Here is a 13,025-nt window from a genome sequence, read left to right on the forward strand (position 1 = left end):
CGTGGGCGGCATCAGTTTCTACGTAGCACCTGGGCAACGGTCGCGACGTTATGGGCGAGGTGCAGCGGATTAATGGTCCCGACAATAGCACTGGCAACACCCGGGTGTTCAAACAACAACTCGAAGCTGGCGCGAACAGGGTCCACGCCCGGACTCAGGCATACGTGGCCGCTGGCGAGGGCTTTTTTGACCAGAATGGCTTTGCCGTGAGCAGCAGCATAGTCAATGACCGGCTTCTCGTTCTGCTCGTTCAGATTGTAGGTGACCATGGCGCAATCGCCTGTTTCCAGAGCCTTCAAACCGCCTTCGACGGTTTTGCCGGAAAAACCGAAGCCGCGAATCTTGCCCTCGCTCTTCAGCGCCGCGAGGGTCGCATAGACTTCGCTGTCGTTGAGGATCGCCAGGTCGTTGCCGTCGGAGTGCACCAGCACCAGGTCGATACAATCCGTTTCCAGGCGTTGCAGGCTGCGCTCCACCGACAATCGCGTGTGGGCGGCGCTGAAATCGTGGCTCGACTGGCCGTCGGCAAACTCTTCGCCGACCTTGCTGACGATCACCCAATCCTGACGCTGACCCCGCAGCAACGGGCCGAGGCGCTCTTCGCTGCGGCCATAAGCCGGGGCGGTGTCGATCAGGTTGATGCCCATGTCACGGGCAAGTTTAAGCAGCATCCGCGCTTCGTCGTCATCGGGAATCTGGAAACCGTTGGGGTATTTCACGCCTTGGTCACGGCCGAGTTTTACCGTGCCCAGGCCCAGTGGCGAAACCAGCAGGCCGGTGCTGCCCAGCGGGCGATGCAGGTCGTGCAAGGTCGGTTGGCTCATGGCAACAGTTGCTCCCAGGCAGGGACGCCCATCGGCGGTTTTGGCAGGTCGGGTAGTGGCGCCGATTGGCTTGGCTGGATGCCGTCGCGCTGCAAGGAGGCGATGACCCGGTCGGCGAAGTCCGGCGCGAGGGCCAGTTTGGTCGGCCAACCGACCAGCAACCGACCCTCTTCGGCAAGAAACGCGTTGTCGGGGCGAGTCAGCCCCGATTGTAGCGGCTCGGCGCGATCCACTCGCAAGGTCGCCCATTGCGCCGTGCTCAGGTCGATCCATGGCAGCAACTGGCCGAGTTCTTTCTGCGCCGTGGCGATTTGTGCCGCGGGTTCACGCGCGACACCTTCTGCTTCGGCGATATCGCCGCCCAGGTACCAGACCCATTGGCCATCGGCGGCCGGATGGGTGGTGACGGTCATGCGCGGTTTGGTGCCGCCGCCCAGGCAGTGGGCATACAGCGGTTTGAGGCCCGGGCCTTTGGCGATGATCATGTGCAGCGGCCGGCGTTGCATGGCCGGCTGGCTCAGCCCCAGGGTTTCGAGCAACGCCGCCGTACCGGCCCCGGCGCTGAGCACGATGCGCTGGGCGCGGATTTCGCGCTCGTCGACTTTGAGGCCAACCAGAACGCCACCTTCCAGCAACGGTTCGATTTTCTGGCCGGCGAGCAAACCATCACCCGCCAGATCGGCGAGGCGCAGAATCAGGCTCGGCACGTCGATCACCAGTTCCGCCAGACGATAGACCTTGCCCTTGAAACGCTTGTCTTGCAGGGCGGGTGGCAGTTGCTCGCCCTTGACCTGATCGACGCGACCGCGCACCGCTTTGCTGGCGAAGAAACTGGTGAGGTTGCCGGCGATCGTACCGGGGGACCAGAGGTAATGGGCTTCGGACAGCAGGCGCACGCCGCTGAGATCCAGCTCGCCGTCACCGGCCAGGGCTTCACGCCAGCGGCGAGGCATGTCGGCGATGGCTTCCGATGCACCGGTCAGGGCGCCATGCAACGCGTACTTGGCGCCGCCGTGGATGATGCCCTGGGACTTCACGCTTTGCCCGCCGCCGAGGCTGGCGCTTTCCACCAGCACGGTCGAAAACCCTTGGCGGCGCAGGCGCGCATTCAGCCAGAGGCCGGCGACACCAGCGCCGACAATCAGAACGTCGGTGGAAATAACGGATGGCATGCAACGACCTCAGTGTTCAAGACGAGGGCGCAGTATACAGACTCGAAGAAGAGGCGATTTGTTGGTGATCAATAGGGCGGATGCAAAACCTGTGGGAGCGAGCTTGCTCGCGAAAGCGGCGTGTCAGGCAACATTGATGTCGACTGACACACCCTCTTCGCGAGCAAGCTCGCTCCCACAATGGAATGTGTTGCGCACTTAATGGCCGGCGGTTTTGGAGAACAGTTGGATGACGACAACACCCAACACAATCAACCCCATCCCCAGCATTGCCGGCACATCCAGTTTCTGCCCGTAGATAAACAGCGCCGCCACACTGACCATCACGATTCCCATGCCGGCCCACACCGCGTAAGCGATGCCCACCGGAACGCTGCGCACCACCAGCGTGAGCATCCAGAAGGCGATGCCGTAGCCGACGATGACCAACAACAGTGGCAGTGGGGTGCTGAAGCCTTTGACCGCTTTCATCGAAACGGTGGCGATCACTTCGGCGCAGATAGCGATGGCCAGGTAGTAGTAAGCGGTCATAGATGCATCCTCGTGTGAAGTGTTGCTTTATGAGGTCGGCATTCTAGAGATTCTCCAGATGCGGTAAAGTCATTACCTATCTGTTCTGAAGATGGGTTGAGCCATGAATATGCAATGGAATCTGGAGCAGCTGCGGCTATTTGTCAGCGTAGCGGAGCAGCATTCGTTTTCAGCGGTGGCGCGGGATCAGCGCAAGGCGCAGTCGGCGGTCAGCAGTTCGATTGCGCTGCTCGAAGAGGACCTGGGCGTCAGCCTGTTCGACCGCAGCAGCGGCCGCCAGCCGAAACTCACCGAGGCTGGTAACGCGTTGCTGGACGAGGCGCGGGAAGTGCTGCGCCAATGCGAACGCCTTAACGGCCGGGCGCTGGCAATGATGCGCGGCCAAGAGGCGCGTTTGCGTGTGGCCCAGGATGAGGCGATGCCCTATCAGCCGATTATCGAAAGCTTCGAAGCCCTGGCTCAGCAATTTCCCAGCCTTGAAGTGCAGCTGACCAGCGCCGCCCAGGGCGATGTTGCGCGCAAACTGGTGGAACGTCGGGCCGATCTGGGGCTGCTGTTTTATCACGACCAGATTCCCGAAGCGCTCGAGCGGCGGGTGTTGGGCAGCGTCGAAATGGTCACGGTGTGCGGCGTCGGCCACCCACTGGCGAAACAGGCTCAGGTCGACTGTCAGCAACTGGCGCAGCATCGACAGTTGCTGATGTCCACACAGTCCAGTGTCTATCCCGGAAGCGAGCCCGCCAGCCCGCAAGTCTGGCGGGCCGACAGTTTTTACGTGATGGCTGAATGGCTGGTGCGCGGCCTCGGCTGGGCCTGGCTGCCGCGACACGTGGTGCAGTACCCGGCGTATCAGAATTTGATGGTCGAACTGGTCAGCGAATGGACCCCGCCGGCGCTGGTGGTGGAGCTGGTCTGGCGCCGCGATGAACCTCTGGGGCCGGCGGCTCGTTGGTTGGCGGAACGTTTTGCCGTGCACTTGCAGGCGATCGGCGAAAAAACCGATAAACTCCGCCGCCATGAATAGAACTCTCTACACCGCGCTGTTTTACCTGGGGCTGCCATTGGTAGCGATTCGGCTTTGGCTGCGGGCACGCAAGGCGCCGGCGTACGCCAAGCGCATTGGTGAACGTTTCTCCCTTGGACTGCCGGTGATGAAGCCCGGCGGCATCTGGGTGCACGCGGTGTCGGTGGGCGAAAGCATTGCCGCGGCGCCGATGATTCGCGCGTTGTTGCAACGTTATCCACAGTTGCCCATTACCGTGACCTGCATGACCCCAACCGGGTCCGAGCGAATCCAGGCGTTGTTCGCCAACGAGCCGCGCATCCAGCACTGCTATTTGCCTTACGACTTGCCGTGCGCTGCGGCGCGATTCCTTGATCGGGTCCAGCCGAAACTGGCAGTGATCATGGAAACCGAGCTCTGGCCGAACCATATCCATCAATGCGCCAGGCGCGGGATTCCCGTGGCACTGGCCAATGCGCGACTGTCCGAACGTTCGGCCAAGGGCTATGGCCGCTTCAGCAAACTGACTCAGCCGATGCTCGCCGAAATGAGCCTGTTCGCGGTGCAGACCGAGGCCGAGGCCCAGCGCTTTCGCGAGTTGGGCGCGCGCCTGGAAACGGTCAAAGTGACCGGCTCGATCAAATTCGACCTGACCATCGACCCGAAACTGCTCCAGCGTGCCGCCGAGTTGCGTACGCAATGGCAGGCTCAGGAGCGTCCGGTGTGGATCGCTGCCAGTACCCACGAAGGCGAAGACGAAGTGGTGCTGGCGGCTCATCGCCAGTTGCTGACCAATCATCCCGACGCTTTGCTGATTCTGGTGCCGCGCCATCCGGAGCGATTCAATTCGGTGTTTGAGTTGTGTCAGCAACAGGGTTTCGCCACGGTGCGTCGGTCCACTGGCGACCCGGTCACTGCGCAGACTTCGGTGCTGGTGGGCGACACCATGGGTGAGTTGCTGTTTCTGTACGCCTTGGCTGACAGCGCTTTTGTGGGCGGCAGTATGGTGCCGAACGGCGGGCACAACCTGCTGGAACCGGCTGCTCTGGCCAAACCGGTGTTGAGCGGGCCGCACCTGTTTAACTTCCTCGAAATCGCCGCGCAGTTGCGCAGTGCCGGGGCGTTGCAGGAAGTAGAGGATGCCGAAGGTCTGGCGCTGGCAGTGCAGCGATTGTTCGAATTGCCGCGCGATGCGCAGCGGATGGCGGAGGCGGGGCTGAAAGTGATGCGCACCAATCAGGGCGCGTTACAGCGCTTGCTGGATGGGTTGGGACGGTTGATCGACCGTTAGACCGAGTTGTCTTCATTCGCGAATGCTCTTTGCTTTGTGGCTAGGGCCGGGCTTTGAGCTGATCCGCCGCTGCCTTGGCCAGGTCCGGTGGCAAAAAGTCCTTGTCCGGGTTGTAGTCAGCCTTGAGATAACGCGCCAGGTCCTGCAAATCCCCCGGGTTCAAGGTGCCGGCGGCCTGCTTCAAGCGCAGGTTGTCGAGGATGTAGTCGTAGCGAGTGTTGTTGTAATCGCGCACCGAGGTGTACAGCTGACGCTGCGCATCCAGCACGTCGACGATGTTTCGCGTACCTACCTGATAACCGATTTCGGTCGCTTCCACCGCGCTCTGGTTGGAGATGATCGACTGCTTGCGCGCTTGCACCTGTTCGACGTCGGTGTTCACCGCGCGGTGCAGATTGCGGGTGTTTTCTACCACCTGCCGACGCAGTGATTCGCGTTGCTGTTCGGTTTGATCAAGGCGTGAGTACGATTCGCGCACCTGGGAGTTGATCAAGCCGCCGCTGTAGATCGGGATATTCAGTTGCAGACCCACCGTCGTTTGCTCGACGTTGCCCCTGTAAGGCTGACCGAAGGCGTTCGGGTTGCTGAAACCCATGGCGTCGTTGTCACCCTTCTCGTATTTCGCCACGGCGTCGACGGTGGGCGCGTGGCCGGCCTTGCGCTGCTTGAGCGTTTCTTCGGCAGCACTGACGGCGTAGTTGCTGGCCAGCAAATTCAAGTTCTGCCTGGCGGCCGTATCAACCCAGGATTTGGCGTCGTTCGGTGCCGGGGGCAGAATCGGCAACGTGTGGACGATGCCCTGAATCGAGTTGTACTGACGGTTGGTCAGGGTGATCAATGCTTCGAACGCATCATCCACCTGGCGCTGCGCGACGATCCGGTTGGCCCGCGCGGTGTCGTAACTGGCTTGCGATTGCAGCACGTCGGTCTTGTCCGAGAGGCCGACGTCGAAGCGCTCGTTGGACTGATCGAGCTGGCGTTTGAACGCCGCTTCTTCAGCCTTGGTCGAGGCGAGGGTGTCCTGGCTTCGCAACACGTTGAAGTAGCTTTCGGCGGTCTGCAGAATCAGGTTTTGCTCGGTCGCCGAGAGTTGCAGTGCGGCCTGTTCGTTGACGTCTTTGGCGGCCTGAAACTGGAACCAGCGATCGGCCCGGAACAATGGCTGGGCCAGCGTCGCCTGATAGGAGTGGGCGCTGCGATTGGCAACGGCCGAGGGCTGGTCGATCGAGGTGCGCACGTTGGCCACTTCGGCACCGCCGGAGAGGTTCGGCAGCAGCCCGGCGCGGGCCTGGGGCACAACTTCTTTCTGCGCGCCGTACTGAGCGCGAGCGGCAGCCAGGTCGGCGTTGTTGTCCACCGCTTCCTGGTAGACGCTGACCAGATCGGTCTTGGTCGATAAGGGCGCTTCTGCTGCCCAGGCCATTCCGTTGGACGCACAAGACACGGCAAGGGCCAGTGAGAGTTTGCGCAGCATGAGGCGATCCCTAAAAAATTACGCTGATAATTTGAGCGCCAAAGGTACGGCGCAGCGCCATACAACGTCAAGGCGCGGCACAGCGTAGCGAGTGTAGTTGCGCGCGCGAACGGCAACAATCCGTTAATTGCGCCATTCATCATGGTGTTTACCGCGGTGTTGGCGTTCTTTGCCAGTTGTGTCTAGACTGGCCGGGTTCTTGTCGGGGTGCCTTGCTATGAGGCTGAGATCGAATAATTTCGGATCCCGTTGAACCTGATCAGGTTAGCGCCTGCGTAGGGAACAAGATTTCTCGTCACCCGGCGAGTCCTCTTGTGCTTCGTCCGGGATGTTGTTCGACAATCGAACACCCCTCGAGCACTGAGCACAGCACCCGCTAGTTTTCTAGCGACGCGTGCGTCCATTCGATTACAGGTTCACTCCGACAAAAAAATCCACTGCCTGGATGTGTTCGGAGAGCCCGTGATGACGATAAAACTAAAAAATACGACGAACCTGAGTGACTCGGCCCAAGTCGATCAGCAATCGGTTCAGCCTTTTACTCGCTCGCAAAAAATCTATGTTCAGGGCACTCGCCCGGACATCCTCGTGCCGATGCGCGAAATCAGCCTTGATGTGACCCCGACCGACTTCGGCGGTGAGATCAATGCGCCGGTGGTGGTGTACGACACTTCGGGCCCGTACACCGACCCCAACGTCATCATCGACGTGCGCAAAGGCCTGGCCGATGTGCGTTCCCCGTGGATCGAATCCCGTGGCGACACTGAGCGTCTGCCGGGTCTGAGTTCCAACTTCGGCCAGGAACGTCTCGCCGATGCGGAGCTGACCAAGCTGCGTTTCGCCCACGTGAACAACCCGCGCCGGGCCAAGGCCGGTGCCAACGTCAGCCAGATGCACTACGCCCGCAAAGGCATCATCACCGCCGAGATGGAATACGTCGCCATCCGCGAGAACATGAAGCTTGAAGTGGCTCGCGCCGCTGGCCTGCTGGACCAGCAACACGCCGGTCACAGCTTCGGCGCCAGCGTGCCGAAAATCATCACCCCCGAATTCGTCCGTGAAGAGATTGCCCGCGGTCGCGCGATCATTCCGGCCAACATCAACCACACCGAACTGGAACCGATGATCATCGGCCGTAACTTCCTGGTGAAGATCAACGGCAACATCGGCAACAGTGCCCTGGGTTCGTCCATCGAAGAAGAAGTGGCGAAACTGACCTGGGGCATTCGCTGGGGTTCGGACACGGTCATGGACCTGTCCACCGGCAAACACATTCACGAAACCCGCGAGTGGATCATCCGCAACTCGCCGGTGCCAATCGGTACGGTGCCGATCTACCAGGCCCTGGAAAAAGTCGGCGGCGCTGCCGAAGACCTGACCTGGGAGCTGTTCCGCGACACGCTGATCGAACAGGCCGAGCAGGGCGTCGACTACTTCACCATCCACGCCGGCGTGTTGCTGCGCTACGTGCCGCTGACCGCCAAACGCGTGACCGGCATTGTTTCCCGTGGCGGCTCGATCATGGCCAAGTGGTGCCTGGCGCATCACAAAGAGAACTTCCTCTACACCCATTTCGAAGACATCTGCGAAATCATGAAGGCCTACGACGTCAGCTTCTCGCTGGGCGATGGCCTGCGTCCGGGCTCGATTGCCGACGCCAATGACGCCGCACAATTCGGTGAGCTGGAAACCCTCGGCGAGCTGACCAAGATCGCCTGGAAGCACGACGTGCAATGCATGATCGAAGGCCCGGGCCACGTGCCGATGCAGTTGATCAAAGAGAACATGGACAAGCAGCTCGAGTGCTGCGACGAGGCGCCGTTCTACACCCTCGGCCCGCTGACCACCGACATCGCCCCCGGCTACGACCACATCACGTCCGGTATCGGTGCGGCGATGATCGGCTGGTTCGGTTGCGCGATGCTGTGCTACGTGACGCCGAAGGAACACTTGGGCCTGCCGAACAAAGATGACGTGAAGACCGGGATCATCACCTACAAGATCGCCGCGCATGCCGCCGATCTGGCGAAGGGGCATCCGGGTGCGCAGATTCGCGACAATGCCTTGAGCAAGGCGCGTTTCGAATTCCGTTGGGAAGATCAGTTCAACCTGGGCCTTGATCCGGACACCGCGCGTTCGTATCACGATGAAACCCTGCCGAAGGATTCGGCCAAGGTCGCGCATTTTTGCTCCATGTGCGGGCCGAAATTCTGCTCGATGAAAATCACCCAGGAAGTCCGCGAATACGCGGCCAACCAACGGATCGAAACCGTCGATGCCGAAGTCGCCCAGGGATTGGCGGAACAGGCCGAGCGGTTCAAGCAGGAAGGCAGTCAGCTGTACAAGAAGGTTTGATCCCGTACTGATCGTTCCCACGCTCTGCGTGGGAATGCCTCTTGTGACGCTCTGCGTCACGCTTTGGGACGCGGAGCGTCCCGGGCTGCATTCCCACGCGGAGCGTGGGAACGATCACAACAAATGTCCCTCTGAGATAACACCCTTGAGTATTCAACCCAGCACTTATTCCCCTGATATCGCGGTGCCCACAGACAAGCGTGTCTTCGGTGGTCGCGATCTGTTTTCCCTGTGGTTCTCCCTCGGCATCGGCCTGATGGTCCTGCAGACCGGTGCATTGCTCGCGCCAGGTCTGGGCCTGTCCGGCTCGCTACTGGCGATCTTTCTCGGCACTCTGGTCGGCGTTCTGTTGCTGGCTGCCGTTGGCGTGATCGGCAGCGACACCGGTCTGTCGTCGATGGCCGCGCTGAAACTCAGCCTCGGTGCAAAAGGCGCGAGCCTGCCGGCCGTGCTGAACTTGCTGCAACTGATCGGTTGGGGCTCGTTCGAAATCATCGTCATGCGCGACGCCGCCAGCCTACTCGGTGCTCGTGCATTCAGCGAAGGCAGCCTGCTGTCGAATCCGCTGCTCTGGACCGTGTTCTTTGGCGGTTTGGCAACCTTGCTGGCCGTCAGCGGTCCGCTGACATTTGTGCGTCAGATCCTGCGCAAGTGGGGCATTTGGCTGCTGCTGGCCGCGTGCATCTGGCTGACCTGGAACCTGTTTGCCAAAGCCGATCTGGCCGCGTTGTGGGCTCAGGCCGGTGACGGTTCGATGTCGTTCGCGGTGGGCTTCGACATTGCCATCGCCATGCCGCTGTCGTGGTTGCCGCTGATTGCTGACTACTCGCGTTTCGGCAAGCGTGCGAAAAACGTGTTCGGCGGCACCGCTGTTGGTTTCTTTATCGGTAACTTCTGGTTGATGAGTTTGGGCGTGGCCTACACGCTGGCATTCGCGCCGAGCGGTGAAGTGAATGCCTTGCTGTTGGCACTGGCCGGTGCAGGCCTGGGGATTCCACTGCTGTTGATTCTGCTGGACGAGTCGGAAAACGCCTTTGCTGACATTCATTCGGCAGCGGTTTCCAGCGGGATTTTGCTGCGCTTGAAAGTTGAGCATCTGGCGCTGGCGATTGGCGTGATCTGCACACTGATCGCGTGCCTGGCGCCGTTGGCCCAGTATCAGAACTTCCTGCTGTTGATCGGTTCGGTGTTTGCGCCGCTGTTTGGCGTGGTGCTGGTGGATCACTTCATCCTGCGCAAGCGCGGTGCTCTTGTGGCGTCAGCCGCGTTGCGCTGGCCGGCGTTACTCGCCTGGTTGGGCGGGGTGAGTACCTATCATTTGCTGGCCAATCTGTATCCGGACATCGGTGCAACCCTGCCGTCACTGATTCTGGCAGGGCTGCTGCAGCTGGTGCTGGGTCGAGCCTTCAGTTACGGCCAGGGAACAGCTCGGGCTTGAGAATGCCGTTCAGGCGAGGGTAAGGGATCTTCAGTTCGACGTGACCCAGCGCGTAAGGCGCGATGGTGCTCACTTCGTACTTGAGGATCACCCCGCCGTAGGTCAGCGCCACGTTCTGGGTTTTCACGAATGGCCAGCTCTTCACAAACTCCGGTTCCTGATCGAGCTTGGTGCTGATCAGCCAACTGTTGTGCGCCACCTGCGCGGCTTTCCAGAATGCCTCTTCCTGCCCAGGCATCAACATGTCCGACAGTGTCAGCACCTTGTGTTGCTGGCGTGAGTAGTTGATGAAGCTGCGGCCCGGCGAGCCATGGGCACCGCCGGTGTCCAGGTAGCTGGAGAATTCAACGATCACCAAGCCGTCATGCTGCTCACGTACCTTGGCTTGCAGGTAACTGCTGTAGCGCGGGCCGGCACTGCTCAAAAATTGCTCGCGATACGCTGCCAACGTCGGCGCCACTGGGGCGTCGGGCGAGGTGCGGGTCATTTGCAGCAGGCGTTTTTCGAGGATGCCGTCCAACTGCGGTTCGTCTGGGAAGCGCAGCGTATCAATATTTACCAACGGGCAATCAGGCGTGGTGCAGCCAGGTTTCAACTGTTCCGATGCATCGCGGGTGGTTTCCAGCGGCGCCCGGTAGTTGGGTTGGAACAAACTCTGGCACGCGCCCAGAGTCAGGGCGATTGCGGCCACGGAGGCGATTTTAAAAAGCGACATGGGCGTCCTTCATAAAACAGGGAAAGGCGAAAAAGTTACCCGCTTCGACTGTCAGCGGAGTAATCAGTTCGCCACTAAGCTAATTAGAGTTGTTTACAGCCCTGCCGTCTATCCCGCTGTCTGGAAAGGGGCTGCATCAAACGTCGCCGGCGCGTTAGGATGGCGCGAAGTCGAGGTTGCAAGTAACAAAAAGGAGCCTCGTAACGGATTTGCAGTAAAGAGGATTTGTCATGACTGATTTTGCCAACGCCATTCCGACCACCGTTGAGATCGTTCGGCGCGAAAAGTGCTACGAGGGCTTCTACAAGCTCGATCGCGTGCACTTGCGCCACGAATTGTTCGCCGGTGGCATGAGTCGCGAGATCAATCGTGAAGTGTTTGTTCGCCACGATGCGGTGTGCGTACTGCCTTACGATCCGCAGCGTGACGAAGTGGTGTTGATCGAGCAGTTTCGCGTTGGTGCCATGGGCAAGACAGACAATCCATGGCTGATCGAACTGGTCGCTGGTCTGATCGACAAGGATGAAGAACCGGAAGCAGTTGCTCACCGCGAAGCGCAGGAGGAAGCTGGGCTTGTGTTCGGGGCGCTCTGGCCGATGACCCAATATTTTCCATCGCCGGGCGGCAGCAATGAATTCGTGCATTTGTACCTGGGGCGCTGCGACAGTACCGGGGTTGGCGGCTTGCATGGGCTGGAGGAAGAAGCAGAAGATATCCGCGTCACGGTCTGGGCCTTTGAAGATGCCCTGCAGGCCGTACGCGACGGACGAATTGCCAACGCGGCCAGCATCATTGCTTTGCAATGGCTTGCTTTGAACCGCGCTGAAGTGAGGGGGTTATGGTCGTAAACAAACTTCGCGATCGTTATCGGGTTGATCTTGTGGGGTTGCAAGCCTCCTGCGAGGCCAACTATGCGCGTCTGATGCGGCTGCTACCGGACATGCGCAACGAGCCGCAGGCGCGGCGCATTGCCATGACCCACGGGGACCAGATGCTCGGCGTGCTGGCCCTCGAAGTGCTGCAGGTCTGTCCGTACACCACGACCTTGCAAGTGCGCCAGGAACACAGCCTGCCGTGGCTGCCGGTGCCGCAACTGGAAGTGCAGGTCTATCACGACGCGTGCATGGCCGAAGTGGTCAGCGCCGAACATGCGCGACGCTTTCGCGGCATCTATCCTTACCCGAATGCCTCAATGCATCAGCCGGACGAAAAGGCCCAGCTGAATATGTTCCTGGGCGAATGGCTCAGCCATTGTCTGGCGTGTGGGCATGAGTACGCGGTTGTTCGCTGAGTGCACTAGTTGTGAACTGCGTCAGGTTCACAGGTTTCCCCTTTTGATCGTCCCCCAGCATAATTGCGGCACTCATCCAATCCCGTGATTCAGCCCTGGGAGAATGCCTTGCCGAGCGTATCCACATTGACCACCGCCAATTCGGCGTTGCTAGTGCAACTCTCCGACAGTCATCTGTTTGCCGAGACGGACGGGACGTTGTTGGGCATGAATACCCGTGACAGTCTGCAAAAGGTCATCGAGCTGGTGCGGGTTCAGCAGCCGCAGATTGATCTGATCATCGCCAGCGGTGATTTGTCTCAGGACGGGACGCTGGAGTCCTATCAGCTGTTTCGCGACCTGACCCGGCAGCTCGATGCGCCGGCGCGCTGGATTCCCGGCAATCATGATGAGCCGCAGATCATGGCCGAAGCGGCCGTGCAGAGTGCGTTGCTGGAGCCGGTGGTGGATGTTGGTAACTGGCGCGTCACGTTGCTCGATTCGGCCGTGTCGGGTTCGGTGCCGGGGTATTTGCAGGATGAGCAGCTGCAATTGCTGGCCCGTTCGTTGAGCGAGGCGCCGGAGCGGCATCATCTGGTGTGCTTCCATCATCATCCGGTGTCGATTGGGTGTGCGTGGATGGAGCCAATCGGGTTGCGTAATCCTGAGGCATTGTTTGCGGTGCTCGATCGGTTTTCGCAGGTGCGTGCTGTTTTGTGGGGGCATGTGCATCAAGAGATCGACCAGGTTCGCAATGGCGTGCGTTTGCTTGCTTCGCCTTCGACGTGTATCCAGTTCGAGCCGGGCAGTGATGATTTCAAGGTCAGTGACCAGGCGCCGGGGTATCGGTGGTTGCGGTTGTTGCCGGATGGCCTCATTGAAACTGGCGTTGAGCGGGTCACCGGGTTTGATTTTCAGGTTGATTACGGCTCCAACGGTTACTGATTTTTTT

General features: G+C 60.2%; 12 protein-coding genes and 1 riboswitch. Of the genes, 7 read left to right on the forward strand and 5 right to left on the reverse strand.

Going from position 1 to position 13,025, the window contains the following annotated elements; genetic code table 11:
* Window positions 1–11: 11 nt before the first annotated feature.
* The 3 genes from ACYZTR_RS03370 to ACYZTR_RS03380 form a co-directional block, all read right to left on the reverse strand.
* Complete coding sequence (locus ACYZTR_RS03370) at window positions 12–824, reverse strand: aldo/keto reductase (RefSeq protein ID WP_461976440.1); 813 nt, start codon at window positions 822–824, stop codon at window positions 12–14.
* The gene (locus ACYZTR_RS03375; RefSeq protein WP_461976442.1) at window positions 821–1,996 is read right to left on the reverse strand and encodes an NAD(P)/FAD-dependent oxidoreductase; all 1,176 of its coding nucleotides are present in this window, start codon (window positions 1,994–1,996) and stop codon (window positions 821–823) included. Before ACYZTR_RS03375 ends, ACYZTR_RS03370 begins: the two co-directional genes overlap by 4 nt.
* Window positions 1,997–2,194: 198 nt before the next feature.
* A complete protein-coding gene (locus tag ACYZTR_RS03380) occupies window positions 2,195–2,527 on the reverse strand; it encodes a DMT family transporter (protein WP_461976444.1) in 333 nt (110 codons plus the stop codon).
* Between the two features lie 103 nt (window positions 2,528–2,630).
* Here ACYZTR_RS03380 and ACYZTR_RS03385 point away from each other — a divergent pair, with 103 nt between their 5' ends.
* Window positions 2,631–3,551 (forward strand): LysR family transcriptional regulator, encoded by a 921-nt coding sequence (locus ACYZTR_RS03385; protein ID WP_461976446.1) that lies wholly within the window; start codon window positions 2,631–2,633, stop codon window positions 3,549–3,551.
* Window positions 3,544–4,821, forward strand: coding sequence for a lipid IV(A) 3-deoxy-D-manno-octulosonic acid transferase (gene waaA, locus ACYZTR_RS03390; protein ID WP_461976448.1), 1,278 nt, complete (start codon window positions 3,544–3,546; stop codon window positions 4,819–4,821). Before ACYZTR_RS03385 ends, waaA begins: the two co-directional genes overlap by 8 nt.
* A gap of 40 nt (window positions 4,822–4,861) precedes the next feature.
* On the opposite strand, the gene ACYZTR_RS03395 is transcribed toward waaA, so the two are convergent.
* Window positions 4,862–6,295 (reverse strand): TolC family outer membrane protein, encoded by a 1,434-nt coding sequence (locus ACYZTR_RS03395; protein WP_461976449.1) that lies wholly within the window; start codon window positions 6,293–6,295, stop codon window positions 4,862–4,864.
* A 193-nt stretch (window positions 6,296–6,488) separates the two neighbouring features.
* A riboswitch (TPP riboswitch) is annotated at window positions 6,489–6,594 on the forward strand.
* A 166-nt stretch (window positions 6,595–6,760) separates the two neighbouring features.
* Here ACYZTR_RS03395 and thiC point away from each other — a divergent pair.
* Together thiC and cytX are read left to right on the forward strand one after the other, a co-directional pair.
* The gene (thiC, locus tag ACYZTR_RS03400; protein WP_461976453.1) at window positions 6,761–8,650 is read left to right on the forward strand and encodes a phosphomethylpyrimidine synthase ThiC; all 1,890 of its coding nucleotides are present in this window, start codon (window positions 6,761–6,763) and stop codon (window positions 8,648–8,650) included.
* Between the two features lie 145 nt (window positions 8,651–8,795).
* Window positions 8,796–10,088 carry a putative hydroxymethylpyrimidine transporter CytX gene (cytX, locus tag ACYZTR_RS03405; protein WP_461976455.1) on the forward strand — a complete coding sequence of 431 codons (1,293 nt, stop codon included), beginning with the start codon at window positions 8,796–8,798 and terminating at the stop codon, window positions 10,086–10,088.
* On the opposite strand, the gene ACYZTR_RS03410 is transcribed toward cytX, so the two are convergent.
* Complete coding sequence (locus tag ACYZTR_RS03410) at window positions 10,057–10,803, reverse strand: RsiV family protein (protein ID WP_449646198.1); 747 nt, start codon at window positions 10,801–10,803, stop codon at window positions 10,057–10,059. The genes cytX and ACYZTR_RS03410 overlap by 32 nt on opposite strands.
* A gap of 230 nt (window positions 10,804–11,033) precedes the next feature.
* On the opposite strand from ACYZTR_RS03410, the gene ACYZTR_RS03415 reads away from it, so the two are divergent.
* From ACYZTR_RS03415 to cpdA, 3 genes are all read left to right on the forward strand, one after another.
* Window positions 11,034–11,651 (forward strand): NUDIX domain-containing protein, encoded by a 618-nt coding sequence (locus ACYZTR_RS03415; protein ID WP_461976457.1) that lies wholly within the window; start codon window positions 11,034–11,036, stop codon window positions 11,649–11,651.
* Entirely contained in the window at window positions 11,642–12,094 is a 453-nt protein-coding gene (locus tag ACYZTR_RS03420; protein ID WP_449646196.1) for a DUF1249 domain-containing protein, read from the forward strand. Before ACYZTR_RS03415 ends, ACYZTR_RS03420 begins: the two co-directional genes overlap by 10 nt.
* Before the next feature lie 108 nt (window positions 12,095–12,202).
* Entirely contained in the window at window positions 12,203–13,018 is an 816-nt protein-coding gene (gene cpdA, locus ACYZTR_RS03425; RefSeq protein WP_461976459.1) for a 3',5'-cyclic-AMP phosphodiesterase, read from the forward strand.
* Window positions 13,019–13,025 lie beyond the last annotated feature (7 nt).

Source organism: Pseudomonas sp. Hz4 (genome assembly GCF_054898165.1).

Bases quoted from the DNA above. Each gene is read 5' to 3' on its own strand.
- waaA (WP_461976448.1), top strand. From the start codon at position 3,544: ATGAATAGAACTCTCTACACCGCGCTGTTTTACCTGGGGCTGCCATTG.
- ACYZTR_RS03385 (WP_461976446.1), top strand. From the start codon at position 2,631: ATGAATATGCAATGGAATCTGGAGCAGCTGCGGCTATTTGTCAGCGTA.
- ACYZTR_RS03415 (WP_461976457.1), top strand. From the start codon at position 11,034: ATGACTGATTTTGCCAACGCCATTCCGACCACCGTTGAGATCGTTCGG.
- ACYZTR_RS03395 (WP_461976449.1), bottom strand. From the start codon at position 6,295: ATGCTGCGCAAACTCTCACTGGCCCTTGCCGTGTCTTGTGCGTCCAAC.
- ACYZTR_RS03370 (WP_461976440.1), bottom strand. From the start codon at position 824: ATGAGCCAACCGACCTTGCACGACCTGCATCGCCCGCTGGGCAGCACC.
- thiC (WP_461976453.1), top strand. From the start codon at position 6,761: ATGACGATAAAACTAAAAAATACGACGAACCTGAGTGACTCGGCCCAA.
- ACYZTR_RS03380 (WP_461976444.1), bottom strand. From the start codon at position 2,527: ATGACCGCTTACTACTACCTGGCCATCGCTATCTGCGCCGAAGTGATC.
- ACYZTR_RS03375 (WP_461976442.1), bottom strand. From the start codon at position 1,996: ATGCCATCCGTTATTTCCACCGACGTTCTGATTGTCGGCGCTGGTGTC.
- ACYZTR_RS03410 (WP_449646198.1), bottom strand. From the start codon at position 10,803: ATGTCGCTTTTTAAAATCGCCTCCGTGGCCGCAATCGCCCTGACTCTG.
- ACYZTR_RS03420 (WP_449646196.1), top strand. From the start codon at position 11,642: ATGGTCGTAAACAAACTTCGCGATCGTTATCGGGTTGATCTTGTGGGG.